22 protein-coding genes are annotated in these 22,949 nt (G+C 45.8%); 17 read left to right on the top strand and 5 right to left on the bottom strand.

Annotation, left to right across the window (positions count from 1 at the left end):
- Position 1 precedes the first annotated feature (1 nt).
- From PIL01S_RS00245 to PIL01S_RS00210, 8 genes are all read left to right on the top strand, one after another.
- Positions 2-670, top strand: coding sequence for an urea amidolyase associated protein UAAP2 (locus PIL01S_RS00245; protein WP_127535738.1), 669 nt, complete (start codon positions 2-4; stop codon positions 668-670).
- Positions 663-4,286 carry an urea carboxylase gene (gene uca / locus PIL01S_RS00240; protein ID WP_127535737.1) on the top strand — a complete coding sequence of 1,208 codons (3,624 nt, stop codon included), beginning with the start codon at positions 663-665 and terminating at the stop codon, positions 4,284-4,286. The genes PIL01S_RS00245 and uca overlap by 8 nt, the downstream gene beginning before the upstream one ends.
- The gene (locus PIL01S_RS00235; protein WP_127535736.1) at positions 4,283-6,031 is read left to right on the top strand and encodes an allophanate hydrolase; all 1,749 of its coding nucleotides are present in this window, start codon (positions 4,283-4,285) and stop codon (positions 6,029-6,031) included. Before uca ends, PIL01S_RS00235 begins: the two co-directional genes overlap by 4 nt.
- A gap of 652 nt (positions 6,032-6,683) precedes the next feature.
- Positions 6,684-7,541 carry an aldo/keto reductase gene (locus PIL01S_RS00230; protein WP_127535735.1) on the top strand — a complete coding sequence of 286 codons (858 nt, stop codon included), beginning with the start codon at positions 6,684-6,686 and terminating at the stop codon, positions 7,539-7,541.
- A gap of 164 nt (positions 7,542-7,705) precedes the next feature.
- Positions 7,706-9,151, top strand: a complete 1,446-nt coding sequence (locus PIL01S_RS00225) for a spore germination protein (protein ID WP_127535734.1) — start codon at positions 7,706-7,708, stop codon at positions 9,149-9,151.
- Between the two features lie 4 nt (positions 9,152-9,155).
- A complete protein-coding gene (locus tag PIL01S_RS00220) occupies positions 9,156-10,358 on the top strand; it encodes a Ger(x)C family spore germination protein (protein ID WP_127535733.1) in 1,203 nt (400 codons plus the stop codon).
- Between the two features lie 12 nt (positions 10,359-10,370).
- Positions 10,371-10,598, top strand: coding sequence for a hypothetical protein (locus tag PIL01S_RS00215; protein WP_127535732.1), 228 nt, complete (start codon positions 10,371-10,373; stop codon positions 10,596-10,598).
- 13 nt (positions 10,599-10,611) lie between these two features.
- On the top strand, positions 10,612-11,706 hold the full coding sequence (locus PIL01S_RS00210) for a GerAB/ArcD/ProY family transporter (RefSeq protein ID WP_127535731.1): 1,095 nt from the start codon (positions 10,612-10,614) through the stop codon (positions 11,704-11,706).
- A 131-nt stretch (positions 11,707-11,837) separates the two neighbouring features.
- On the opposite strand, the gene PIL01S_RS29400 is transcribed toward PIL01S_RS00210, so the two are convergent.
- A complete protein-coding gene (locus PIL01S_RS29400; RefSeq protein WP_164764141.1) occupies positions 11,838-12,257 on the bottom strand; it encodes a collagen-like protein in 420 nt (139 codons plus the stop codon).
- Between the two features lie 509 nt (positions 12,258-12,766).
- On the opposite strand from PIL01S_RS29400, the gene PIL01S_RS00200 reads away from it, so the two are divergent.
- The 4 genes from PIL01S_RS00200 (at position 12,767) to PIL01S_RS00185 (ending at position 15,231) form a co-directional block, all read left to right on the top strand.
- Entirely contained in the window at positions 12,767-13,096 is a 330-nt protein-coding gene (locus PIL01S_RS00200) for an ArsR/SmtB family transcription factor (protein ID WP_127535729.1), read from the top strand.
- Positions 13,093-13,509: an SRPBCC family protein gene (locus PIL01S_RS00195; protein ID WP_127535728.1), complete on the top strand. Its 417-nt coding sequence runs from the start codon at positions 13,093-13,095 to the stop codon at positions 13,507-13,509. Before PIL01S_RS00200 ends, PIL01S_RS00195 begins: the two co-directional genes overlap by 4 nt.
- A 17-nt stretch (positions 13,510-13,526) precedes the next feature.
- A complete protein-coding gene (locus tag PIL01S_RS00190) occupies positions 13,527-14,123 on the top strand; it encodes a YdeI/OmpD-associated family protein (RefSeq protein ID WP_127535727.1) in 597 nt (198 codons plus the stop codon).
- A 235-nt stretch (positions 14,124-14,358) separates the two neighbouring features.
- Positions 14,359-15,231, top strand: coding sequence for a YitT family protein (locus PIL01S_RS00185; protein ID WP_127535726.1), 873 nt, complete (start codon positions 14,359-14,361; stop codon positions 15,229-15,231).
- 92 nt (positions 15,232-15,323) lie between these two features.
- Here PIL01S_RS00185 and PIL01S_RS00180 read toward each other — a convergent pair whose 3' ends face one another.
- Positions 15,324-16,223: a LysR family transcriptional regulator gene (locus PIL01S_RS00180; protein WP_127535725.1), complete on the bottom strand. Its 900-nt coding sequence runs from the start codon at positions 16,221-16,223 to the stop codon at positions 15,324-15,326.
- A 169-nt stretch (positions 16,224-16,392) separates the two neighbouring features.
- On the opposite strand from PIL01S_RS00180, the gene PIL01S_RS00175 reads away from it, so the two are divergent.
- Positions 16,393-17,313 carry a DMT family transporter gene (locus PIL01S_RS00175; RefSeq protein WP_127535724.1) on the top strand — a complete coding sequence of 307 codons (921 nt, stop codon included), beginning with the start codon at positions 16,393-16,395 and terminating at the stop codon, positions 17,311-17,313.
- A gap of 83 nt (positions 17,314-17,396) precedes the next feature.
- Here the strand turns inward: PIL01S_RS00175 and PIL01S_RS00170 are convergent, their stop codons facing one another.
- Complete coding sequence (locus PIL01S_RS00170; RefSeq protein ID WP_127535723.1) at positions 17,397-18,494, bottom strand: glycoside hydrolase family 88/105 protein; 1,098 nt, start codon at positions 18,492-18,494, stop codon at positions 17,397-17,399.
- A 138-nt stretch (positions 18,495-18,632) separates the two neighbouring features.
- Here PIL01S_RS00170 and PIL01S_RS00165 point away from each other — a divergent pair, with 138 nt between their 5' ends.
- From PIL01S_RS00165 to PIL01S_RS00155, 3 genes are all read left to right on the top strand, one after another.
- Entirely contained in the window at positions 18,633-19,469 is an 837-nt protein-coding gene (locus PIL01S_RS00165) for an AraC family transcriptional regulator (RefSeq protein WP_127535722.1), read from the top strand.
- Between the two features lie 87 nt (positions 19,470-19,556).
- Positions 19,557-19,784: a small acid-soluble spore protein Tlp gene (gene tlp / locus PIL01S_RS00160; protein ID WP_095358074.1), complete on the top strand. Its 228-nt coding sequence runs from the start codon at positions 19,557-19,559 to the stop codon at positions 19,782-19,784.
- A gap of 37 nt (positions 19,785-19,821) precedes the next feature.
- Positions 19,822-20,010, top strand: a complete 189-nt coding sequence (locus PIL01S_RS00155; RefSeq protein ID WP_110822176.1) for a hypothetical protein — start codon at positions 19,822-19,824, stop codon at positions 20,008-20,010.
- 65 nt (positions 20,011-20,075) lie between these two features.
- On the opposite strand, the gene PIL01S_RS00150 is transcribed toward PIL01S_RS00155, so the two are convergent.
- Together PIL01S_RS00150 and PIL01S_RS00145 are read right to left on the bottom strand one after the other, a co-directional pair.
- Positions 20,076-20,894: a MerR family transcriptional regulator gene (locus PIL01S_RS00150; protein WP_127535721.1), complete on the bottom strand. Its 819-nt coding sequence runs from the start codon at positions 20,892-20,894 to the stop codon at positions 20,076-20,078.
- 21 nt (positions 20,895-20,915) lie between these two features.
- Positions 20,916-21,449: a GNAT family N-acetyltransferase gene (locus PIL01S_RS00145; RefSeq protein ID WP_127535720.1), complete on the bottom strand. Its 534-nt coding sequence runs from the start codon at positions 21,447-21,449 to the stop codon at positions 20,916-20,918.
- Between the two features lie 220 nt (positions 21,450-21,669).
- On the opposite strand from PIL01S_RS00145, the gene PIL01S_RS00140 reads away from it, so the two are divergent.
- Positions 21,670-22,713, top strand: coding sequence for an NAD(P)-dependent alcohol dehydrogenase (locus PIL01S_RS00140; protein ID WP_246058047.1), 1,044 nt, complete (start codon positions 21,670-21,672; stop codon positions 22,711-22,713).
- The last annotated feature ends 236 nt before the right edge of the window (positions 22,714-22,949 follow it).

The following is a 22,949-nucleotide window of genomic DNA, read 5'->3' as shown; positions in this document are numbered from 1 at the left end:
TATGAGTACATTTCAACCTGTCCAGAGTCCATTACTGACCGAAAAAGCCTTGTATGAGCAAGTCATCGCTGCGGGTGATGGCTGGATACATGATTTGCTCCCAGGCCAGGTTCTTCGCATTGTTGATATGGAAGGCAATCAAGCTGTTGATACGCTGTTTTATTCCACGGAGGATCCGTCAGATCATTATAGTGCAGTGAGAACCATTACCCGCCAGGGCAATCTGTATTTGACAACAGGTTCAACGCTGCTCGCTGAATCAGGCCGAGAGTTGTTGCGGATAACAGCCGATACCTGCGGAAGGCATGACACAATCGGTGGCGCTTGCTCAGCTCAGAGCAATACCGTCCGCTATGCTCATGATAAATTGCCCATGCACAACTGTCGTGACACCTTTATGTTAATGCTCTCTCAGCGAGATGAATATACCAAGCGGGATCTCGCCCCAAACGTCAACTTTTTCATGAACGTGCCAGTGACACCGGAAGGAGAGTTAACCTTCGCCGATGGTCTATCTGCTCCTGGTCGCTATGTTGAACTCCTTGCTTTGGCACCGGTAACCGTGCTGATCAGTAACTGCCCGCAGTTAAACAATCCATGTAATGCCTACAACCCAACACCAGCCAAAGTCCTTATATGGGATGCAGAAGGAGTGAGCGCCAATGTTTAAAAAGGTACTGATTGCGAATCGGGGTGCCATTGCGGTACGCATTATTCGCACTTTGCGTCTGATGGGTATCTCCAGTGTAGCCATCTACACTACAGCAGACCGAGACAGCCTACATGTTGAGCTTGCCGACGAAGCAGTACTGATCGGAGAAGGGCCTGCCAGAGAGAGTTACGTCAACGCCGAATTGGTACTCCAGACAGCAGCAGAGACAGGGGCAGATGCGATTCATCCCGGGTACGGATTTCTGAGTGAGAACGCGGCTTTTGCCAGAACGTGTGCTGAGCGAGGTATTACGTTTATCGGTCCCTCTCCTGAACATATTGAGCTCTTCGGCTTGAAGCATACGGCACGAGCAATGGCTGCAGAAGCTGGAGTACCCTTACTGCCAGGCACAAGCCTGATACAGTCTCTGGATGATGCGGTTAAACAAGCTGAAATCATCGGTTATCCCGTCATGTTGAAATCCACTGCCGGTGGTGGTGGAATCGGCATGCGGGTCTGTGAACACGAGGATGTGCTTAGGGAGGCATTTGAATCCGTAACACGTTTGGCATCCGCCAATTTTAATGACGGGGGCGTGTTCATAGAAAAGTATATTGCACGTGCACGTCATGTCGAGGTTCAGATTTTTGGCACAGGTAACGGTGAAGCAGTCGCTTTGGGAGAGCGTGATTGTTCGGTGCAACGGCGTAATCAGAAAATCATTGAAGAGACCCCTGCGCCATGCCTGCCGGATGTAATCCGGCAAGAGATGCATGAGTGTGCCCGCAGACTGGCGATTTCGGCAGGTTACCGTAACGCGGGAACGGTTGAGTTTCTGTACGACCCTGATGAGCAGCGGTTTTATTTTCTCGAGGTGAACACCAGACTTCAAGTGGAGCATGGGGTGACAGAAGAGGTACTTGGCATTGATTTGGTGGAATGGATGGTCAAGGAGGCAGCTCACGAGAGCGATTCATTGAACGTTACGGTTCCCGCACCAACAGGACACAGTCTCCAGGTACGTCTGTATGCTGAGGATTGCATGAATGATTTTCGGCCGAGCGATGGACGCATTGATGCCATTCACTGGCCTGATGACGTGCGAGTTGAAAGCTGGATTCAGCCTGGATTAAACGTAACTACCTTGTATGATCCGATGCTGGCAAAATTAATTGTGCACGCGAGCACGCGCATGGAAGCTATAAACAAAATGAAGAGTGCTCTTCGTGAACTCCGGGTATACGGTGTCACCACCAATCAGGCTTATATCGAAGCATTTCTGGATAACGATGCTTTCGCTAATGGAGAAGTATATACCCGAATGCTTTTGGGCTTTAAACCAATGGAGCGTGCGATCGAAGTTCTGGACGGAGGTGTTCAGACGACAGTACAGGATAGTCCCGGCAGGATCGGCTACTGGGATATCGGCGTACCGCCGTCAGGCCCGATGGATCAGCTTGCCTTCCGCATTGGCAACAGACTGCTCGGCAATGACGTACAAGCGGCCGGACTGGAAATGACGCTGCGTGGGGGAACTTATCGCTTCCGGGGTGAAATGACCTTCTGCCTGACAGGAGCAGATATGGAAGCCGAACTGGATGGCGTTCACGTGGAACCCTACACACCGACAAATGCATCTCCTGGTGCTGTGCTGACTCTGGGTGAGGCCAAACAGGGAATGCGAACGTACCTGCTCGTATCCGGGGGGCTCGACATGCCGAGCACACTTGGCAGCTCAGCAACCTTCACATTGGGGGGATTCGGTGGACACCGTGGGAGTGCGCTGCGAACGGGTGCAGTTCTCCGTGTGCATGAAAAAGGAGGAAATGCTCCGGCTCTGCTTGCTCCTCTCAGTACAGAACGTAGACCACAATACAACAATGAATGGACGATTGGTGTGATACCGGGACCTCATTGTACGGACGAATATGTTCTTCCGGCTTATCTGAATCAGCTGACGGAGACGACATGGGAAGTGCATTTCAACAGTTCCCGAACAGGTGTCCGATTGATCGGTCCGGCTCCGCTGTGGGCAAGAACCGACGGTGGAGATGCAGGACTTCACCCTTCCAACATTCATGACAACGCCTATGCCGTCGGTGCACTGGATCTGACAGGCGATATGCCGATCCTGCTCGGTCCGGATGGTCCCAGTCTTGGTGGTTTTGTCTGTCCGGTGACAACGGCCACCGCTGAATTATGGAAGCTGGGTCAACTCAGCCCTGGTGATGAAGTCCGTTTCAGACTCATTACCGTTGAGGAAGCCGAGCAGTTAAGAGTAGAACAAGAGTTGTACTTGCGGGAACTGGACGTTCCGCATGAGTTACCGGTTTTAGTCGAAACATCAACTGGTGAGTATATGCCGATTCTGGCCCAAGCGGTGGAAGGCAGACGTTTCTCCATTACTGTACGCTGCTCTGGTGATGAAAATATTCTGGTCGAATACGGAGAACGCGAGTTGAACCTGTTATACCGATTCCAGGCATACGTACTTATGGAAGCAATCAAGGAGAATGGAAGCATTCCTTATATCGAATTGACACCAGGCATTCGCTCTCTGCAGATCCACCTGGATGCTACCCGCATGACGGTAAAAGAAGCGGCAGCACGAATCATGGAGTTGGACCTGCAGCTTCCTGAGCTGGAAACGATTGAGGTACCCTCGCGAATTGTCAAATTACCATTGTCGTGGGATGACCCAGCGACGCAGCTCGCCATTGAGCGATATCAGCAAAACGTTAGACCTGATGCACCTTGGTGTCCCAGCAACCTGGAGTTTATCCGGCGTATGAATGGACTCGGTTCGCTTGAAGAGGTAGCGGAAATTGTATTCAACGCCTCGTATCTCGTCATGGGTCTTGGTGACGTGTACCTGGGAGCACCTGTTGCCGTACCACTGGATCCGCGCCACCGGCTCGTAACCACCAAATATAATCCTGCACGGACATGGACTCCGGAAAATGCGGTAGGCATAGGCGGTGCGTACCTCTGCGTGTATGGCATGGAAGGCCCGGGTGGGTATCAATTTGTCGGTCGTACAGTGCAAATGTGGAACTCGTTCAGGGAAACAAGCAATTTCGAGGCAGGAAAACCTTGGCTGCTGCAGTTCTTTGATCAGCTTCAATTTTATCCTGTTTCGGAAGCTGAACTGCTGAACATGCGTGAAGAATTCCCGCGAGGAGGATTTGAACTTCAAGTAGAGGAAACCACATTCCATCTGGGGTCCTATCTGAACTGGTTGAAAACGATTGAGAACGAGTCCGGAACTTTTCGTCAGCAGCAGCAGAGTGCATTCCAGGCTGAACGAAATTACTGGAAGGAACTCGGTATAGCGGAGTATGTATCCGAACCTGAAGCAGCGGCAGCGCTGGAAGAAGTGGTGATGCCGGAAGGGAGTCTGGGCATGAGCAGTTCAATGTCGGGCAGTGTATGGAAGGTACTGGTTGAGCCTGGCCAGGAAGTGCGAAAGGGAGACACTATTATAATAGAAGAAAGTATGAAAATGGAGTTTCCGCAGCTCGCTCCTACGGATGGAGTTATTGCTTCCATTTACGTCTCGCCAGGTGATCAGATTAAATCGGGAGACTGGATTGCTGCCATCATTTCAACGATTAAGGAGGAGGTTGCACGATGACGGTAAATGCCATCCCGAAATTGATGTCGATCAGTGCTCTGCGGACAGGATATCTACGAGGAAGCTTCACACCTGCGGAAGTGGTGGAGAGCATCATCGAGCGGGCAAAGGATACGGAGGATTACCATGTCTGGATCACGCCGCCGTCTAGGGAACGAATTACGCCATACCTGGAGAAACTTCAGCACTTGTCCATTACCGAATATCCGCTGTGGGGCATTCCTTTTGCCATCAAAGACAACATCGAGGTTCAAGGGTTGCCGGTAACAGCTGGTTGTCCTGAGTTCTCATCGGTTTCGGAACAACATGCTATTGTTGTGGAACGACTTATTGCTGCAGGTGCCATACCTGTCGGTAAAACCAATCTGGACCAATTCGCCACAGGATTGGTCGGTACGAGAAGTCCTTATGGGGAGACACATAACGCATTGCGGCCCGAACTGATCAGCGGAGGATCCAGTTCAGGCTCGGCCGTAGCGGTGGCACTGGGGCAAGCAGCGTTCTCACTTGGGACAGATACCGCCGGGTCGGGCCGAATTCCGGCTGCACTGCATGGTCTGGTTGGTTACAAACCTGCAGTAGGCGCATGGCCTTCCGCTGGTTTGGTGCCTGCATGCCGCAGCATTGACTGCATCACCGTGTTTACCCATGATCTCGAAGATGCTGTTTCCGTTGACCGGATCGTACGAGGCCCGCATGCCGAAGATGCTTTCTCCAAAACACGTCCTTTGGGACCAACCCGTGCACCTGCCAAATGGTTGTTACCCAAAGGAGAATTAACCTTCTTTGGTCCCTTTGCAGAAGCATACGAGGCGGCTTGGCAAGCCGCCAAACAAACCTTGCTGCAGTCAGGAGTACATGTCGTAGAGGTTGATATATCCATGCTGCAAGAAGCCGCAGCACTTCTGTATGAAGGACCGCTTGTTGCAGAACGATGGGCGGATCTGGAGATGTTCGCCCTGCAGCATCCAGGAGCGTTGTTTCCTGTAACGGAGAAAGTGCTCCGAACAGGCAGCAAGGAAACATTTACGGCTGCTGCACTATTCCGCGCACAGCACCGACTAGCCGAAATTCGGCGAAGCACTGCAGAATGGCTGCATAACGCCGTTCTTGTATTGCCAACCTGCGGAGGAACATGGACAAGAGAACAAGTGCAGCAGGATCCGATTCAAACCAACAGCCACATGGGAATGTACACGAATCATTGCAATTTGCTTGATTTGAGTGCCATTGCTGTTCCGGCAGGCAAGGCTGCAGAGGATATGCCTTTTGGAATAACCCTGTTCACATTGCCTGAGCAGGAAGCTTCCATGGTTGAAGCAGCAAGAATACTTGAGCCGCATCACAAACGTCTTTTGGTTGCTGTCTGCGGACTGCATATGAGAGGCATGTCACTGGAACCCCAGCTGACTGGGTTAGGAGCCTTTTTTGTGGAGGAAACCCGAACCGCTCCAGAATATCGTCTGTACAAACTGAACACAAGTCCTGCAAAACCGGGTTTAGTGCACTCCCTTGAAGAGGGGACATCCATTGATCTGGAATTGTGGAGCATGCCGCTATCCTCCTTTGGTTCATTCACTGCAGCCATTCCTGCTCCATTAGGTATAGGGAAAATTAAGCTTCAGGACGGCAGGGTGGTATCCGGATTCATATGTGAAGCTTCGGCTGCTCAGAATGCGGTGGATATGTCTCATCTCGGAGGGTGGAGAAACATCGTTGCTGGTGATGCAGTAGGCACGAAATAGTTGTTCTTGTTTACGGAGGATAAGTAAGGCTAAAATGTGGATTAATCATTCATGGGTCACATCTCACCTTAAAGTCGCTATTTTTAGCGGCTTTTTTGTATAGCTTTCTTTTTTGTTTGAACATTATAGGGATATTAGTATAGAAAAGAGAGAGTGACTTTATTTAGAAAACACATCTTCAAATTAAGGAGTATTCATAGTATTTATTATGTAAACTTTTATTATTTATATTGATAACTGATTCTATAAATTCTACAGCTGGTAGATCCCCATCAATGGATTTGATAAATACACTGGGGGATATATTCATCTCTGTACATTTTGAACGATTAACATGTCTGCGCCTTATTGAATTGTTGAATAATCAAATTCAAATAGTTTTAGACCCTTGAGATGGTATCTAAATCAAGTGACCTAGCAGCCTCATTTTCCAAAAAATTTATACGATCATTCACAAAATGAATAGAAGTATACACATTAAACATAAGGACAGCGGTCTCTTCTGTAATAGAGATAACAACACTTTTCCATCTGCGTAAGAGGAATAGGCAAACATATGAGACAAATGAGATAACTGATATTATTTCATTTGTTGCATAATAGGATTAGGCGTTTCGTGGATTATCTATAGCTTGAATAGGAGGAATGAAGAATGGAATATGTAACATTAAATAATGGGGTACAGATGCCGATTCTCGGATATGGAGTTTATCAAATTCCAGATCAGGACGAATGTGAAAAATGTGTGCTAGATGCGATAAGTGTTGGATACCGTTCCATTGATACTGCACAGGCGTATCGTAATGAAGAAGCTGTAGGACGTGCCATCAAGAAAAGTGGAGTGCCGAGAGAGGAGTTCTTCATCACGACAAAAGTCTGGATATCCAATGCTGGCTATGAAAAAGCGAAAGCTTCAATTGAGGAATCACTGAGAAAACTCCAGCTTGATTATTTGGATTTGCTCCTGATCCATCAGCCATTCAATGATTACTATGGGACATACCGGGCAATGGAAGAATACTATAAGGCCGGTAAGATTAGAGCCATCGGGGTCAGCAATTTCTATCCGGACAGATATATCGATCTCGTACAGTTCAGCGAGGTTGTACCTGCAGTCAATCAGGTCGAGACGCATGTTTTTAACCAGCAAGCTAAAGCACATGAGATTATGAAGAAATACAATACGCAGATTGAATCGTGGGGTCCTTTTGCAGAAGGAAGAAATGACCTGTTCACGAACGCTACTTTGCAAGAGATTGGAAATCAATACAATAAGTCGACTGCACAAGTCGCTCTGCGTTTCCTCATTCAACGCGGTGTGGTCGTAATTCCGAAGACGGTCAATAAAGATCGGATGGAACAGAACTTAAACGTTTTTGATTTTCAATTAACTGCTCAGGATATGGAAAAAATAACTGCTCTTGATACAGAGCAAAGTGCATTTTTCTCCCACTATGATCCGCAAACCGTTGAATTCCTGACAGACTACGGCAAAAAAGGGTTGGAATGAACCTCAAAAACGAATAGTACGGATAAAAGACCGTCCAACAGGACGGTCTTTTTTGTTTATGTCACTATGATTGCACCAGTAAAGCTACCAGCACGAAGTTTAGAACGTTTTGTTTTAATATTTGAATTAGTACCAATACTACATATCCAAGGGGGATTGTGGAAATGAAGTTACAACCTGAATTTTCTAAACAAATTCGCGAGAATATCGATCTCATTTGTGACTTCATGGGAAACAGTTCTGATTTTGTTGTTCGTGAGATCACAATTGGGAGGAATCAAGCGGCTCTGTTTTATTTGGATGGAATGGTTGACTTGCAAAAGGTTCAGGACAGCGTGATTCGTCCATTGCATGAATTCACCTTTTCCGATTCCAATGAGTTGTCTTTGCCATTTTTGAAAAATAGCATACTAGATGTCGGAGAAGCAAGTTTGGTTCAAAACTATGAAGATGCGTTGGATCAGATTCTATCAGGCGGACTGCTCCTGCTAATCGACGGGATGGGGGAAGGGTTAGTCTTTTCCATACCTGGTTGGGAAGAACGCAGTATAACGGAATCGAAGACGCAGCCTGTGATCCGAGGTCCTCAAGAATCGTTTACGGAGAATCTTCGTACCAATACAACGATGGTCCGTCGCAGAGTGAAGGACACAAGAGTTCGCCTAACAAACGTCAAGGTTGGCGAAAAAACAAAGACAGACATATCGGTCATGTATATGCATGGAGTTGCTGATGATGAATTGGTACGAAACGTGATATCTAAACTGAAAAATATGAAAGTGGATCGCGTTCTTGAAGGGGAGTACCTCGAAGAATGTTTAGTGGAGAACAAGCAATTGACCATTTTCCCTATATTTTATAATTCGGATCGCCCAGACTCTATTGCAGCAGGTGTGATGGAAGGAAAAATCGCGATATTTATCGACGGAACTCCCTTTGTCATCCTTGCGCCAGCAGTATTTGTTGATTTCATTCAATCCGCGGAGGATTATTATCAATCTTTTATTTACAGCAGCATCATTCGAGTCTTAAGGTACATCTCCCTGGCAATATGTTTGCTGGCTCCAGCTATATATGTGGCACTAACTACATTTCATCAGGACATGATCCCAACGGTTCTATTACTGAGTTTATCTGCGCAACGTGAGGGTGTGCCCTTTCCTGCATTTGTTGAGGCAATGATTATGGAGATCATATTCGAGATCCTGAGAGAAGCTGGTCTACGAATGCCGCGAACGGTCGGTCAGGCCGTTTCGATTGTTGGATCCATTGTCATCGGCCAGGCCGCTGTAGAAGCTAACATCGTTTCGCCAGTTATGGTCATAGTTGTTGCGATTACAGCGATTTCAAGCTTTGTCATCCCGTCCTACACCATGGCTATTCCCATCCGGATATTACGGTTTGCTTTTATTGGAATGGCCGCCATGTTTGGCGTATACGGATTGACGGTAGGCATACTCATACTCCTTGTGCATTTGAATAGTCTTCATTCATTCGGTGTGCCATATATGAGTCCAGTAGCCAATTTTCAATCGTCGAAACAAAGCGATGCCTTACTGCGGTTTCCTTTTAAGAACAAAGCAAATCATCACAACAAACCAAGGGAGTAAGCCGATGAACTCGTACCGATCCATCATGTCTACATTGATAGTGTACATTTTGCTTATGGTCATTGTTACGGGTTGTTGGAGTAGTAAGGAGTTAAACGAAATATCCGTCGTAATGGCTATGGGCATTGATACCGTAGATGACCAGTATGAGATTAGTCTGCAAGTGGTTGACCCGTCTCAGATGTCTCGTAATCGAGCGATGGAACGGTCACCTACAATCGTTTTTTCCAGCAGAGCAAACACGCTGTTTGAAGCTCTTCGAAAACTCACCACGGAATCATCAAGGAAGATGTATCTGTCTCACCTAAAGTTTGTCATCTTTGACGAAGATACAGCAAAAAAAGGAATCAAGAAGCCGCTGGATTTCCTGTTTCGTGATCATGAAGTTCGGCCTGATTTTCATTTGGCTGTTGTCAGAGGCAGTTCAGCTAAGGATGCTGTTACGTTTGTGGCTCCAACCGAGGTTTTGCCTGCAATGGATATGTATAAAGCTTTGAATGTGTCTGAAAAGACATGGGCACCCACTTCTGCGGTCAATGTCAAAGACCTTCTGCAGCGTTTAAAAAAGGATGGCATTGAGCCGGTCTTGACTGGCATTCGTCTGAACAATCTAGACAAAGGATTGAAGGTGGATAATGTGACTAAATCACCACAACATGCGAACTATTTATTTACCGGCATTGGTGTCTTTCAGGAAGATCGTCTGATCGGCTGGATAGAAGAATCCAAAAGCAAGGCGTTTACCTATATATCAAACCGTGTTTCCAGTTCTGTAGCTTCCGTCATGTGTCCGAATTCAGATGGGGAATTTGCTTTTGAAGTCATACGTAACAACGTCAAAATGAAACCGGAAATAAAAAATAATGAACCGATTGTCTCTCTTGTCGTGGAAACTGAAGCCAACATCGGCGAGGTTGGATGTGATGCTGACCTGAAGGATGACAAGACATTTAATGAGTTTCAGGCAGCAGCCAGAGAAGAACAAGAACAGATCCTGAAGGAAGGTATTGAAAAGGCGCAGCAGATCGGTTCCGACATATTCGGATTCGGAGAAGCCTTTCATCAAAGGTTCCCTCGTCAATGGCACCAATGGAGAGGGGATTGGAAGCAGAAATTTCAAAAGCTTGAGGTAAAGCTGGATATCCGTTTCCATTTAAACCGGGTTGGGAAAATTACCAATCCTATTGACTCTGAACCGCAACATTAGGAGTGAATGTATATGCTGTATGCGGTACTAATCATCTCGATTCTGACCATGTTCTATGAGTTTCGTCAATTGAAGGAGAAGCATCGTGTGCGTGAAATGGTGGTTAGTTTAACATTGTTCACCGTAGGGACGACGTTGATCATTCTGGAGCTAGTACACGTTGAACTTCCGAGTCCATTAACAGGTATCCGGTGGGTTTTCCAACCGGTAAGCCAGTACATTGCACGTATTTTATCTTAAAGGGGGGACGGAAGTGGGGAGCAAATTAACTGTTCGACAAGCCATCACTTGGTTTGTGTTGTATCAGATTGGAAGTGCGTATTTGGTGCTTCCAGTTGCCATAAGTTCTGTTGCTAAACAGGATGCCTGGCTTTCCATTCCCATTTCCATTGCTTTTCATTTGCTTTTGATACCGTTATATACTTCTATCGTCAGGCAAATGAAAGGCAGATCCTTTGTTGCGCATCTCCGAAGCGTGTTTGGTCCCTTGGGCGGGACGATTGGCATCCTCTTTATACTTGCCTTTCCCTTTCTGGAGTGCATCATGACACTTCGAAATCTGGGAGACTTTGTGACGACCTCAATTATGCCCGAAACTCCCTATGATGCCGTATATTTTATTATGCTCCTGGCCGTCTATTTTGCTGTTCGCTCGGGTCCGGTTGTTATCGGGCGTTGTGCGGAGATTCTTATCTTTTTTCTTCTGGCCCTATACTTCTTAGTCAGGATTACTCTTTTTTCAGAGGCAGATATCAAAAACCTGCTGCCAATGTTGGAGAACGGATTGAAGCCTGTTATTCTCGCATCCATCAATCTCTTTGCATTTCCATATCTGGAGGCAGTTTTGTTTCTTTTCTTTGCACATCACTTCCCGGATCCGAAAAAGTGGAGAAAATCGGTGATTACAAGTGCTCTGATTAGCGGAGCCATGTACTTTTTCATGGTTATGCAGATCATCACTGTAATCAGCGCTGGTGTCGTGGCGGACTTGACGTTTCCTACTTTTTTTATTGATCGGACCATCAGTATTGGGGAGTTTCTTCAGCGGTTTGAAATCATCCTAGCCATTGTCTGGTTCGTCACGATTTTTTTTCGTCTTTCATTGCTTCTATATGTTTCAGCACAAGGACTTGCAGACGCTTTTCGTCTTCGAAGCATGAATTCACTATTCGTTCCTTTGATACTAATTATGTTGGCCTCGGCCAATTTTATCTGGCCCAACATTTCATATATCATTGAGATAAATCAGGTCTGGCCTTACTACGCCATGATATTCGGCATAGGGTTTCCGATCGTGCTCTGGTCGATGAGTAAATTGAAGGGTTTATCAGATTCCGATCTCAAGTAGAAAACTCTGACATCAAAAAAATGTAATGATAAGGATTGTTTTTATTGAACTGTCACTTGCAATCTCAATGGTCTGGATTCAATGTAAAACACCCTGATTGTGCAAATAACCACAATCAGGGTGTTTAAGTATTAGAAACAGCTGAATGAGCTAATCCGCTGCAGGTCAATGCCGCTGTACACCCAGAAGAATCCAGTCCAACGGAAACCAGCTACCGAATTTCTGCCGACAAATACGGGGTACATCCAGAAGCCAGGACCTTGATTCGGCCAAATATACGTGTACCGGAACAGACAACCGGATATTGCTCTTGGATCTACAGCATACAATGAAGGCGACTGCTGTGGAACGAATGAAGGCGGGGGTCCGGGAGGGGGTTGCACGCCTTGCGGTGCACCGCCCCCACCTCCGGGGAACGAAGGAGGACCTGATGGTCCTCCAGGACCACCCGGTCCACCCGGTCCACCCGGCCCGAAAATTCCACCAGGACCGCCTGGTCCGCCTGGACCACCAAACCCGCCACCCGGTCCAAAGGGAGGTAAAAATGTCATACATCATCACTCCTGTTCATTAGTCTAGGGTATTGTATGTAGGCACTTAAACAGGGGGAATGGGTTGAAGCCCATAGATGCGGAAATTTTGTAGGCTATTCGTTCTATGGATACAAAAGAATGTAAGAGTACAATACATGATTGGGTTTGGAAAATGCTTTTCAAGCCTATGAGACAGATGCATTACGCATGCCCGCTGAATAAGACAATTTTAGGAGCTGTTCAAATCAGGTTGGGATCTTCCGTTTCATAAAAAAACTACTGGCTAACTGAAAACGTAAAAACACCTCATACGAGGTGTTTTTTTATTTAAGATTTGCTGTTAACAGAGAAGGAGGTCTCTCCACAGCTCATTTTCAAATGTGTTGACATGACACCGTTTGGTGTCATATAATCAATTCGACACCAAATGGTGTCTGAATAAAACAATCACAAAAATATATAGCGACATTAAAAACAAATCCTCCGTATCATCCATGTTCCGATACAGCAGATTGGAGGGAAGTGGTGTGAGTGAGAACCAAAGATCACGTGATGTATTTGATGCCATTGCAGATCCAACCAGACGTCGGCTCATGCAGATGTTAACCGAAGCAGAGGAGGTACCGCTTCATGAATTAACCTCACAATTTGAAATGGGGCGGACGGCGGTATCCAAGCATCTTACCATTCTTAAAGAGGCGAATCTGGTCGTTGACCGAAAAGTCGGCAGGGAAACGAGGTATAGGCTCAATGCTTCACCATTACAAGAAGTTCAAGATTGGGTGGCTTTCTACAGCAAGTTCTGGAGTATAAATCTGATGCGCCTGGACCAACTATTAAAGGAGGAAGAGGAATGAGTTTAACATTGGAATTGAATTATCAGTATACGACGTCGGTCGAGAAGCTCTGGTCAGCCTTAACGGATTCAAGCAAGCTTGCCAAGTGGGTAGCCAATATTCATACCGGTCAAGGGATGGAGAATGATTTCAAACCAGTCGTTGGTCACCGTTTTCAATTTCGAACGCAGGCAACGGAGTACTGGGACGGAATTATTAAAGGAGAAGTTCTGATCGTAGAAGAACCACATCGCCTGTCCTATACCTGGGAAAGCGGAGAGAAACATATGGTTACATGGACATTACAAGATTTAGGTAACGGTAAAGTTAACCTTCACCTTGAACAAACCGGAATTTCCAATCCTCAAGCACTGGCTGGTGCCAAGTATGGCTGGAGTAAATGGTGCGATGAGCTTGAGAAGCTTTTGGCATAATCTAAGGAGGGACATCGATGTTAAAAGGTGAAAGAAATACAAAAATTGATCCCTATTTCAACAAGCTGAAGAATTGGAAAGAAGAATTCGAGCTGCTGCGGGAGATCGTTCTGGATTGCGGGCTGACAGAAGATTTTAAGTGGATGCATCCCTGTTATACTTTGGACGGTAAAAATATCGTTCTGATCCATGGTTTTAAGGAGTATTGTGCCCTGTTGTTTCACAAAGGGGCGCTGCTAAAAGACCCTCATGGAATCCTGATTCAGCAAACGGAGAATGTACAGGCAGCACGTCAGCTTCGGTTCACCAATGCTCAGACGATTCAAGAAATGCAGCTGATCATCCAGGATTATATCGAGGAAGCCGTTCAGATTGAGAAAGCGGGTCTGCAAGTTGAACTTAAAAAGCATGACGAGTATACCCTGCCTGAGGAATTAGCCAACAAATTTGTTGAAATACCCGATCTGAAAACAGCTTTCGAAGGACTGACACCAGGACGCCAGAGAGCATATATTATGCATTTTTCTTCACCCAAACAATCCAAGACCCGAGAGTCGAGAGTTGAAAAGTACATCCCGCATATTCTTGATGGGAAGGGGCTTAATGACAAGTAATTGCGTGTTTGTGGGTATAAAATGCGTCACACCTTAAGTCGCTGATATAGCGGCTTGTTTGTGTTTTTTTAGAAAATTTCATGACCGTACTTTTAAGGTTTGTCAGGGGATACAACGGGTAACAAGAACGAAAAAAAGCAATACTAACAGTCATAACTAATGCGAAAAATTTGTCAAGATGGTGATTATTAATATAAACTATATTTTATGAGTTCTTATCCAAGGAGGAAATTGAATGCATCAAAGAAAGAAACCAAAATCGAATAAGGCAAGAATTTTTTCAAAAGTTATATTGATCATCATCGGGGCTTTTATTACGGCATATGGTCTTGAAGCCATTTTGATTCCCAACAATGTCTCGGACGGTGGTGTGACGGGACTGAGTATCGTTGGTTCACAATTGTTTGGATTGCCACTGGGGATGCTGATCGGTATAATCAACATTCCTTTTGTGTGGCTGGGATATAAGCAAATCGGTAAAAGCTTCGCTCTCTATTCCATTATCGGTATTGCTTCACTCGCAGTAAGTACCAGTCTGATGCACCATGTACCTACAATTATTGAAGGGGACACCTTGCTGGTTACCGTTGTCGGCGGGATTATCATCGGTTTCGGTATGGGTCTGGCACTTCGTAATGGCGGGGCATTGGACGGAATAGATATGCTCGCAGTACTGCTTTCACGAAAGGTTCCTTTTGGTACCAGTGATCTAATCTTGTTCCTAAACATGTTTGTATTTATCGTCGTTTCATCTGTGTTTGGTCTGCAAGGCGCCATCTTGTCGGGGCTAGCTTATTTCATTGCTTCCAAAGTTATTCATATCGTTGAAGAAGGCTTGAGCGGTTCCAAAACGTTTAAAATCATCACCAATCAACCCGAAATCATGGTCGAAACCATTCGTGACCGATTAGGTCGTGGAGCAACCTATACGGATGCATATGGCGGATACTCCAATGAACAGTTTAAAGAAATCACTTGTGTAATCAACCGTATGGAAGAGAGCAAAATTAAAGAGATCATTCATGAAATTGACCCGAACGCTTTTGTAGTTGTGTATGATGTAGCAGAAGTGAAGGGTGGCAGCTTCAAAAAGAAAGATATTCACTAATACTTAAGCATGATGGAAAGTCATAAACATAGGTACAACAAAAGGTCGCTAAATATAGCGGCCTTTTTTAATGCTCTTTATATTTTGTATTTTCAAACGTCAATCAAAGGCTTCCGATTCGCTTCAAATGGAAATAAGGCTTGTGCAGCATCAATAAAGGCATTTACTGCAAGGGTACGTTCATTCTCAGGACTCGCTGCAACATGAATATCCCGATAGGCTTCAGGTGACAGGCGTTTCAGACAAATGCCCGGCGGCAAATCCAGGAGGGACAACTCGGACATGACAGCCAATCCTTCACCGGCAAGAATCATCTGAAGTGACGTTCTGTAGTTGTATAGAATGTATTCGACTTGTGGCGTGACTCCTGCACTTTCAAACCACTTCAGGACAGGCGGCTCGTATCCGGCTTTCCAGAGAAGCATCGGCTCCTCCCGCAGATCTTCAGGGTGAATGATGTCTTTCGATGTTAAAGGATGATCCTCTCTCATGACAGCATATATGCCTTCACGATACAGAGGGAACGAATCTGTCGTCTCTTCGGAAGGAATGAGCAGGCAAACATCAATCTGTCGATTATCCAACCAATCCTGCACCTCCGCAATCGTGCCTTCCACGATACTGAACTCCAGGTTAGGGTATTGCTGCTTCATGTAACGGATCAGTTTTGGGACAAAGTAGGACGAAGCTACCGGGAAGGCACCAATACGGACGGAGCCAATCTCCAATCCTTTTTCACTCGAGATTTCTTGATCAATCTTCTCAAAACCTTGCAGAATTTCCCGGAAGATCCGGACGATACGTTCACCGATCGGCGTGAGTGCAACACCGCGACGACGGTCACGGATAAGTAGTGTAACTCCGAGATCACGCTCCAGAGTTGTGACTGCACGGCTGACTGCGGGCTGTGTCATGTTCATTTTTTCACTGGCGAGTGTAAAACTGCGGGTCTCCGATATCGTGACGATTAACTGCAGAAGAGATTTGTTCATATCAAATTTGGTAACTCCCTCATAAGTTATATTCATTTTATTTATATTCGAGTGTATTGTATCATGTTTATAGCAAAGCAGAAAAGAGAGGCAATAACTAAACGTATCGGATTCCACATCACACTAAAGATCCGGAATCTGGAATACAAGCGGATAGGAGGAAGATGATATGAAAGTAAGAGCCTGGTTGTTTTTGATCTTGGCTAATTTATTTTGGGCAGGAAACCTGATGTTTGGAAAGGCCGTAACGTCCGACTTTCCGCCGATCTGGGCGTCTTTTCTAAGATGGGTGATTGCGGCTATTGTGTTGATTCCGCTCGCGCAGCTGGTGGAGAAACCAAACTGGCTGAAAGTATGGAAGAATAACTGGGGCATTCTGCTATTCTTATCCCTGGTAGGTGTTGTGTCCTATACACTTCTCACATACACGGCATTGCAGCACACATCATCTACAAACGGGAGCTTGATTAACAGTCTAACTCCAGCCGTGATGATCGTGTTGTCCCTGGTTTTCCTAAAAGAAAAAATAACAGGATGGCAGGGCGCAGGGTTGGTATTATCGTTCCTCGGTGTCCTGACTGTGCTAACGAAAGGCCATTTACTCGGGTTATTCAGTACGCATTATAACCAAGGAGACGGTATTATGCTGGTGGCCGTATTTTTATGGGCGATCTATTCGATAGTGGGCAAAAGAGGACAGCATCTCCCGCCAATTACGTTCGTTGCCTTTACAGCTTTTATCGGTGTTATATGTATGATTCCGTTGTTATTTTTCCAGCCGCTGCGTATGGATAACATCACGACCTTTGGCATGACCGGTATTATATATCTGGGCTTATTCCCTTCCATCGGCTCATTTCTGTTCTGGAACCAGGGCGTCAAGGAGCTAGGGCCGGGGAAAGCCAGTATAACAATGAATTTGATGCCCATCTTCACTGCCATTCTATCCGTTATGGTTGGTCAGGAACTGCTGATTTCCCAAATGGTTGGTGGTATTATCGTCATTGCGGGAATGTTGTTATCAGCAAACTTGATGCGCCGGAAAGCAACGTCCAGAGCATTTTGGAAACGCACAGGAAGGACCGCTTAATATCGTCATGGTTTACCTTCTTCAGACACAAAAGAAAATAAAGAAGACAGAGACTGTTGTCCCTGTCTTCTTTGCGTTTTAGCCTATTTTGCTGCCAAATTCATCTCGACGCACATGAGTATGAAGGCACCTGCCCCGTGTAGATCGTTTTCACTGGTTGGCCGAGCAATATAGTGTTCATAGTCGCCAATTCCTGTGCCAATACAGATATTACCGATGATAACCTTCCCGTTCTCGTCAAAGTGTAATGTATCAATAACGCCTTGGTAACCTTTCCATGCATACTGCAAATATTTTGGGTCCAGATAGCCGAATCGAACGGCTTTGGCAATGGCATGTGCAAAGAGAGCCGTACAGGAATTCTCATGCCAGTTATCCGGATGATCCCCTTTGTCGATGACTTGATACCATAATCCGGTGGCAGGATCCTGGTAATTTGTCAGAGCGATCAGCAGATCCTGTACGATCGTTACGAGTTTATCTTTGTCCGGATGATCCTCAGGCATGTATTCGAACATTTCAAGTAGTGCTACCGGATACCAGCCAATGGCCCGGCCCCAGAATTCCGGAGCAAGACCCGTAACAGGGTCAGCCCATTTGGCTTCTTTTGTCTCATCCCATCCGTGGTAGAGCAGGCCAGTGACAGGGTCTTTTGTATGCTTTTCCATAAGCAGCGCCTGATAGGTCATCATATCGATGTAATCGCTCTCACCAAATGTTTTGGCGAATTGCACCGCGATAGGTCCAGCCATATATAAACCGTCCAACCACATTTGGTTCGGATAATGTCCCTTATGCCAGAATCCGCCTGATGCATTTGTGGGCCAGGATTTTAGCAGAGGAACTAAGGTGTGAAGCGCCTTTTTGTACCGTTCATCTCCCGTCTGTTCGTAGAGAGTGAAGAGAAGAACACCGGGCTGGATGTCGTCGAGTTCGTCAGACTTATACTTTTTGATGCTGCCATCCTCCAGAATCTGACTATCAACCCAGCCTTTCATGTAATCATAGAGCTTCTGTTCTCCGGTTTGTCGCCAACATTTCTCCATCCCGGATAAAAAGACACCCTGATGATAATGGAATCGGTCTGGCGGAAGATGCTCCGGCTCGAATGTATCCATAATTGCTTCACAGGCTTTTAACGCCCATTGAATTGGCGTCATGGTAGATGAAGTGGTTTGCATGGTTCCTTCCTCCTTGGTTGGTTGTACTCCCATTTTACCAACAGATTATGTACATGATTTGCGGAAATTGCCTATTTCTTCTTATTTCTTGCGATATAATATAAACATCAAGGACGGAACGGAAGGGAGCATGACTTTATGGGGAATCTTTACTTTGAAAATTCGGAGAGTACATTTCTGGTATCCCACCGAAAAGCATTAAGCCATCATATGCCGGTAAGCCATTTTCACAGCACGTATGAAATCTATGTGTTGATGTCTGGGCAGCGGGAATTTTTCATCCAGGACCGGACCATTACCATCGCGGAAGGCGACGTGGTTATTATTGCTCCCAACGTTCTGCATCGCACGACCAATGCGGAACGGCCAAAGCATGAGCGGCTTATTATTAATATGCATGCACAGTATTTTTCGGTGGACGGTTCCCATGAAGAAGTGCTTCAACCTCTACTTCAGCGGGATTATTTGATTTTGAAAGGTTCCCTGCGCAGTAGAGAGCTGATTGAAATGCACACAAGAGCCATTATGCAGGAGATGAAGGAGCGCGGAAGCGGCTTCGAATTGTATGCCCAGACACTTGCCGTGCAGCTGCTTATCATGTGCTGTAGACAATTCAGGCAGCATGATGCGGAACAGCTGGTATCTCCAAGTCCCATGCATGAACGTATTTCAGAGATTGTCCGTTATATTAACGACCATTACATGGAGGAACTGTCGCTTCATTTGCTGGCAGATCAGTTCTATATCAGTCCTTTTTATTTAAGTCGATCGTTCAAAGAAGCGACAGGATTCGCTTTTGTAGAATACGTCAATAGTGTGCGAATCAAGGAGGCAAAAAAGCAGCTTGAGAGCTCAAATCTCAAGGTCAATTTGATTGCGAGGAAGGTAGGATTCGGGAGTGTAACCCATTTCGGTCGGGTATTCAAAGCAGTCACTGGTCATTCGCCATTGCATTATCGAAGGATAGGAGACTGAATTTCATGCATAAGCTTCGCTCTCTTATGGAACACTTCTGTAGTGCGACTAAACAGCACGGATTCCATTTTTGGGGAGGTGAGATGTATGAGCAAACCGGATAACCGTGAAGACAACGTGCAGCATTTGCAAAATGCGGTTCAAAACACAATCGAAAATTACCGGGAAGCAGAGGATTATCTCGAAGAATTCGGAGATGAAATTCCAGCTCGGGAAAAAGGTCAGATTGAGGAAAAGAATGAGCGCCGTAAACATAGCATTTCCGGATTCCGTGAAGAAATTCAAGATGAATCCAAGCATCAGCAAAACTCATAATGTGGAGATCATTTTGATTTTGTAGGAGGGTTAGCAGATGACGAATCAGGATCCACAAGAACTTCTTAAACAAAAACACGAGCTGGATGAGCATAAAAGGCAGTTCACCAATTTTGCCCGAAGCGTTTCAGGTCAAGGCGAAGTAGAAGCCGGGCAAGAATTCAGTCATGACCGGCAGGATGACGATCAAAACCGCATGAAATCTGTTGAGAACAAGCGTGCTTAACGGATGAAACCCGCAAATAAGCCGATCCATTATTGGATCGGCTTATTTGTTTCTTCACCTTAATTTTATCCGGTTTTGACTCTCACCTGGATTTCCGTCAAGAATTGATCGGAAACGATGGTATCCCGATTATCAATTTCATAGATTTCAAAAGGATCTCCGGATATGTTCAGCCCTTGTTCGCTTGCATACGTAATCACGTCCAGCATTTTCTCGTGACTTTGACGATAATGACCCCGATAGTAGAGTGATAAATAATCACCAGCAGGCAGCGTATAATTAGAATCAATCCGTTCTGCTTCATCTGAATTGAATATGAAGAAGACTGAATTAAATACATCTTTTATACCATGCTTCAAGTCCTCAAGAGAAACTGATGCCCCGTACAACTGATTACCAAAATCCAAGACATGAATTTTATGCTTCTGGTGCAGCTTCTTAACCGCATAATCCATCTCCTCATCTCTGGTGATCCGTGTATTCAATTGCAAGCATGGTCTATCGGAGTAGGTTTTGATGGTAAAAACGCCCGTCTTGATCTGCATCGCTTCGGTCAGTACCTTGATTCGGCTCTGGATGATCTGCTGCGTCGTTTCAAGCTTGGCAATCTGCGCCAGGATCAACTCTTGTTCCTTGAACAACAATTCAAGCGTATTTTCAACACTTTGATCATCCAGATACGCTTTGATCTGCTGCATGGTGAAGTCCAGCTGACGCAGGTCACGGATGATATTCAGTTTATACATATCCTGAAGACGATACAGGCGATATCCGTTGCTATCCCGCGCAGGAGACAGTAACCCCAATTTCTCATAATAACGAAGCGCATCAACACCTATGCCGTAGAGCTTTGCGATTTCATTAATTTTATAATCGGTTTTCATGGTTTTCCCTTCTATCTGCACTTATCTATTCAATACGTACGTGTAAGAATCATAGACGCCGTACACTTCCTTATACAATATGTCTCGAACCGTTTCAAACTCACTTGAAGTCAAAGGGTTCGGATAACTCATGATCTGAAGAGGAAAGGACCGCTGCCCCTCACGGAGTGCTGGCTGAACATATGCATAATCTTCCGAGTGGAATCCCAGTCGTGTATAAAAACCGATTCTTCTGCGTTTCAGTTCATCCTCTGGCAACTCAACTTCCAATATAACGGGTTTGTCGGACTGCTTAATGAATCGTTCCATCATCCGTCTGCCGATGCCACCACCGCGAATAGCTGGGGAGACGGCTACATTCTCAATATACCTGAATTTTTCGAACTCCCATCCTGCGAGGAAGCCAATCACTTCATTCTGCTCGTTCTTCTCAGTAAGTAGTTGATAACGCGAATTAGCCAGCAATCTCTTCTGCTGCGCGTATTCCCGGTATTCTGATTCAGGAAATGACTGCTTCATCATTTCAAATATTTGATCAAATGGATCGATAAACATTATTATTCCTCCTGATTCGTAAAAAAACATATCTGCTATGGATTACGATAAACCCTGGTACAATACCAGAGTCAAGCCGGCTGGAATAGCTGTTCTAAACCGGACCATTCAAATCTATACATGAAATCGGCATCTGCATCCGCAAAATGAAACGACACTTTTTTCCGAGCGTATCAGTTGTTTGAAGGCCTAAGATATCTCTATTGAATGGAGAATGCCCATGAGTGGAATGAGGTTAACTGACACCGGAATATCCGAAAAGTTAAACGCGACAGTAATGAATGCGGTGGTCTATGATACCTACGGAACGCCAGAGGTCCTGCGAGTAGAAAAAGTAGACATTCCGGCGCCGAAGGACAACGAAGTATTAATTGAAGTCCATGCGACTTCGGTTAATTCCTGGGATTGGGATCTCCTTCGCGGGAAACCGTTTGTTAACCGGATAGGTGCCTTTCGTCACCCGCGTTACCGGATTCTCGGTGCAGACATCGCAGGGAGAGTGATCTCGGTGGGATCGGGTGTCAAACGATTCAAACCGGGTGACGAAGTGTTCGGAGATCTGTCCGGCTGCGGTTGGGGCGGATTTGCGGAGTATGTGTGCGCGAACGAAGAGGCGCTGACTCTCAAGCCAGCGGGGATCACATATGTGCAAGCTGCATCCATTCCACAGGCAGCCGTTCTGGCTCTGCAAGGACTGAGAAATCAGGGGAATCTGCAAAAGGGAGAACATGTTCTGATTAATGGCGCAGGGGGCGGAGTTGGGACGTTTGCTATTCAATATGCCAAATTGCTGGGAGCAGAAGTGACCGCGGTTGATTGTGCTGAGAAACTGGATATGCTGCTTGAAATAGGTGCCGATCATGTGCTGGATTATACCAAAGAAGACTTCGTGGCAAGCGGACCAAGCTATAATCTGATTCTTGATGTCGTCGGCAACCGTTCTGCGTTCGCACTAAAGCGGGCGTTAGTGAAGGGAGGCACCTATGTCATGATCGGGGGACTGATGCCGCACATTTTGCTGAACTTAGTAGGGAGTCCATTCGTTTCTTGGCTGGAAAAGAAGAAATTAAGCCTTCTTATCCATAAACCGAACCATGGAGACCAGATGATCTGGAAGGAGCTTGTTGAATCAGGCCAGGTTACTCCCCGTATTGGTCGGGAATATACTTTAAGTGAAACATCTCAGGCCCTTCGTGACCTGGGAGAAGGTCGGGTAAACGGAAAAGCTGTTGTCTGCTTGAAGAAAGCTAAAAGTGATGATTGATGATGGCAATATGCTGTCACAACGTTTTTTCAAAAGACAGGAAACACGCATTTTATGTTATTAGAGATTTTTTCGTCATAGTTAAGCAGAGTAGGATGACCAAGTCGCGATTTCTGCGACATTTTTTAATTTTGAGGTACTGGTTCGAATGATTGACCATGTACAAACAAAAAAAATCCTATGTTGGGAGGATTTTAGCTGTATGGGAGGTTCATGGGGCCAAGTTGCTCTGGAGG

It is taken from the genome of Paenibacillus illinoisensis NBRC 15959 (assembly GCF_004000925.1).
Lineage (GTDB): Bacteria > Bacillota > Bacilli > Paenibacillales > Paenibacillaceae > Paenibacillus > Paenibacillus illinoisensis.
This window is presented reverse-complemented; position numbering and strand designations above follow the sequence as displayed.

Bases quoted from the DNA above. Each gene is read 5' to 3' on its own strand.
- PIL01S_RS00245 (WP_127535738.1), top strand. From the start codon at position 2: ATGAGTACATTTCAACCTGTCCAGAGTCCATTACTGACCGAAAAAGCC.
- uca (WP_127535737.1), top strand. From the start codon at position 663: ATGTTTAAAAAGGTACTGATTGCGAATCGGGGTGCCATTGCGGTACGC.
- PIL01S_RS00235 (WP_127535736.1), top strand. From the start codon at position 4,283: ATGACGGTAAATGCCATCCCGAAATTGATGTCGATCAGTGCTCTGCGG.
- PIL01S_RS00230 (WP_127535735.1), top strand. From the start codon at position 6,684: ATGGAATATGTAACATTAAATAATGGGGTACAGATGCCGATTCTCGGA.
- PIL01S_RS00225 (WP_127535734.1), top strand. From the start codon at position 7,706: ATGAAGTTACAACCTGAATTTTCTAAACAAATTCGCGAGAATATCGAT.
- PIL01S_RS00220 (WP_127535733.1), top strand. From the start codon at position 9,156: ATGAACTCGTACCGATCCATCATGTCTACATTGATAGTGTACATTTTG.
- PIL01S_RS00215 (WP_127535732.1), top strand. From the start codon at position 10,371: ATGCTGTATGCGGTACTAATCATCTCGATTCTGACCATGTTCTATGAG.
- PIL01S_RS29400 (WP_164764141.1), bottom strand. From the start codon at position 12,257: ATGACATTTTTACCTCCCTTTGGACCGGGTGGCGGGTTTGGTGGTCCA.
- PIL01S_RS00195 (WP_127535728.1), top strand. From the start codon at position 13,093: ATGAGTTTAACATTGGAATTGAATTATCAGTATACGACGTCGGTCGAG.
- PIL01S_RS00190 (WP_127535727.1), top strand. From the start codon at position 13,527: ATGTTAAAAGGTGAAAGAAATACAAAAATTGATCCCTATTTCAACAAG.
- PIL01S_RS00185 (WP_127535726.1), top strand. From the start codon at position 14,359: ATGCATCAAAGAAAGAAACCAAAATCGAATAAGGCAAGAATTTTTTCA.
- PIL01S_RS00180 (WP_127535725.1), bottom strand. From the start codon at position 16,223: ATGAACAAATCTCTTCTGCAGTTAATCGTCACGATATCGGAGACCCGC.
- PIL01S_RS00175 (WP_127535724.1), top strand. From the start codon at position 16,393: ATGAAAGTAAGAGCCTGGTTGTTTTTGATCTTGGCTAATTTATTTTGG.
- PIL01S_RS00170 (WP_127535723.1), bottom strand. From the start codon at position 18,494: ATGCAAACCACTTCATCTACCATGACGCCAATTCAATGGGCGTTAAAA.
- PIL01S_RS00165 (WP_127535722.1), top strand. From the start codon at position 18,633: ATGGGGAATCTTTACTTTGAAAATTCGGAGAGTACATTTCTGGTATCC.
- tlp (WP_095358074.1), top strand. From the start codon at position 19,557: ATGAGCAAACCGGATAACCGTGAAGACAACGTGCAGCATTTGCAAAAT.
- PIL01S_RS00155 (WP_110822176.1), top strand. From the start codon at position 19,822: ATGACGAATCAGGATCCACAAGAACTTCTTAAACAAAAACACGAGCTG.
- PIL01S_RS00150 (WP_127535721.1), bottom strand. From the start codon at position 20,894: ATGAAAACCGATTATAAAATTAATGAAATCGCAAAGCTCTACGGCATA.
- PIL01S_RS00145 (WP_127535720.1), bottom strand. From the start codon at position 21,449: ATGTTTATCGATCCATTTGATCAAATATTTGAAATGATGAAGCAGTCA.
- PIL01S_RS00140 (WP_246058047.1), top strand. From the start codon at position 21,670: ATGAGTGGAATGAGGTTAACTGACACCGGAATATCCGAAAAGTTAAAC.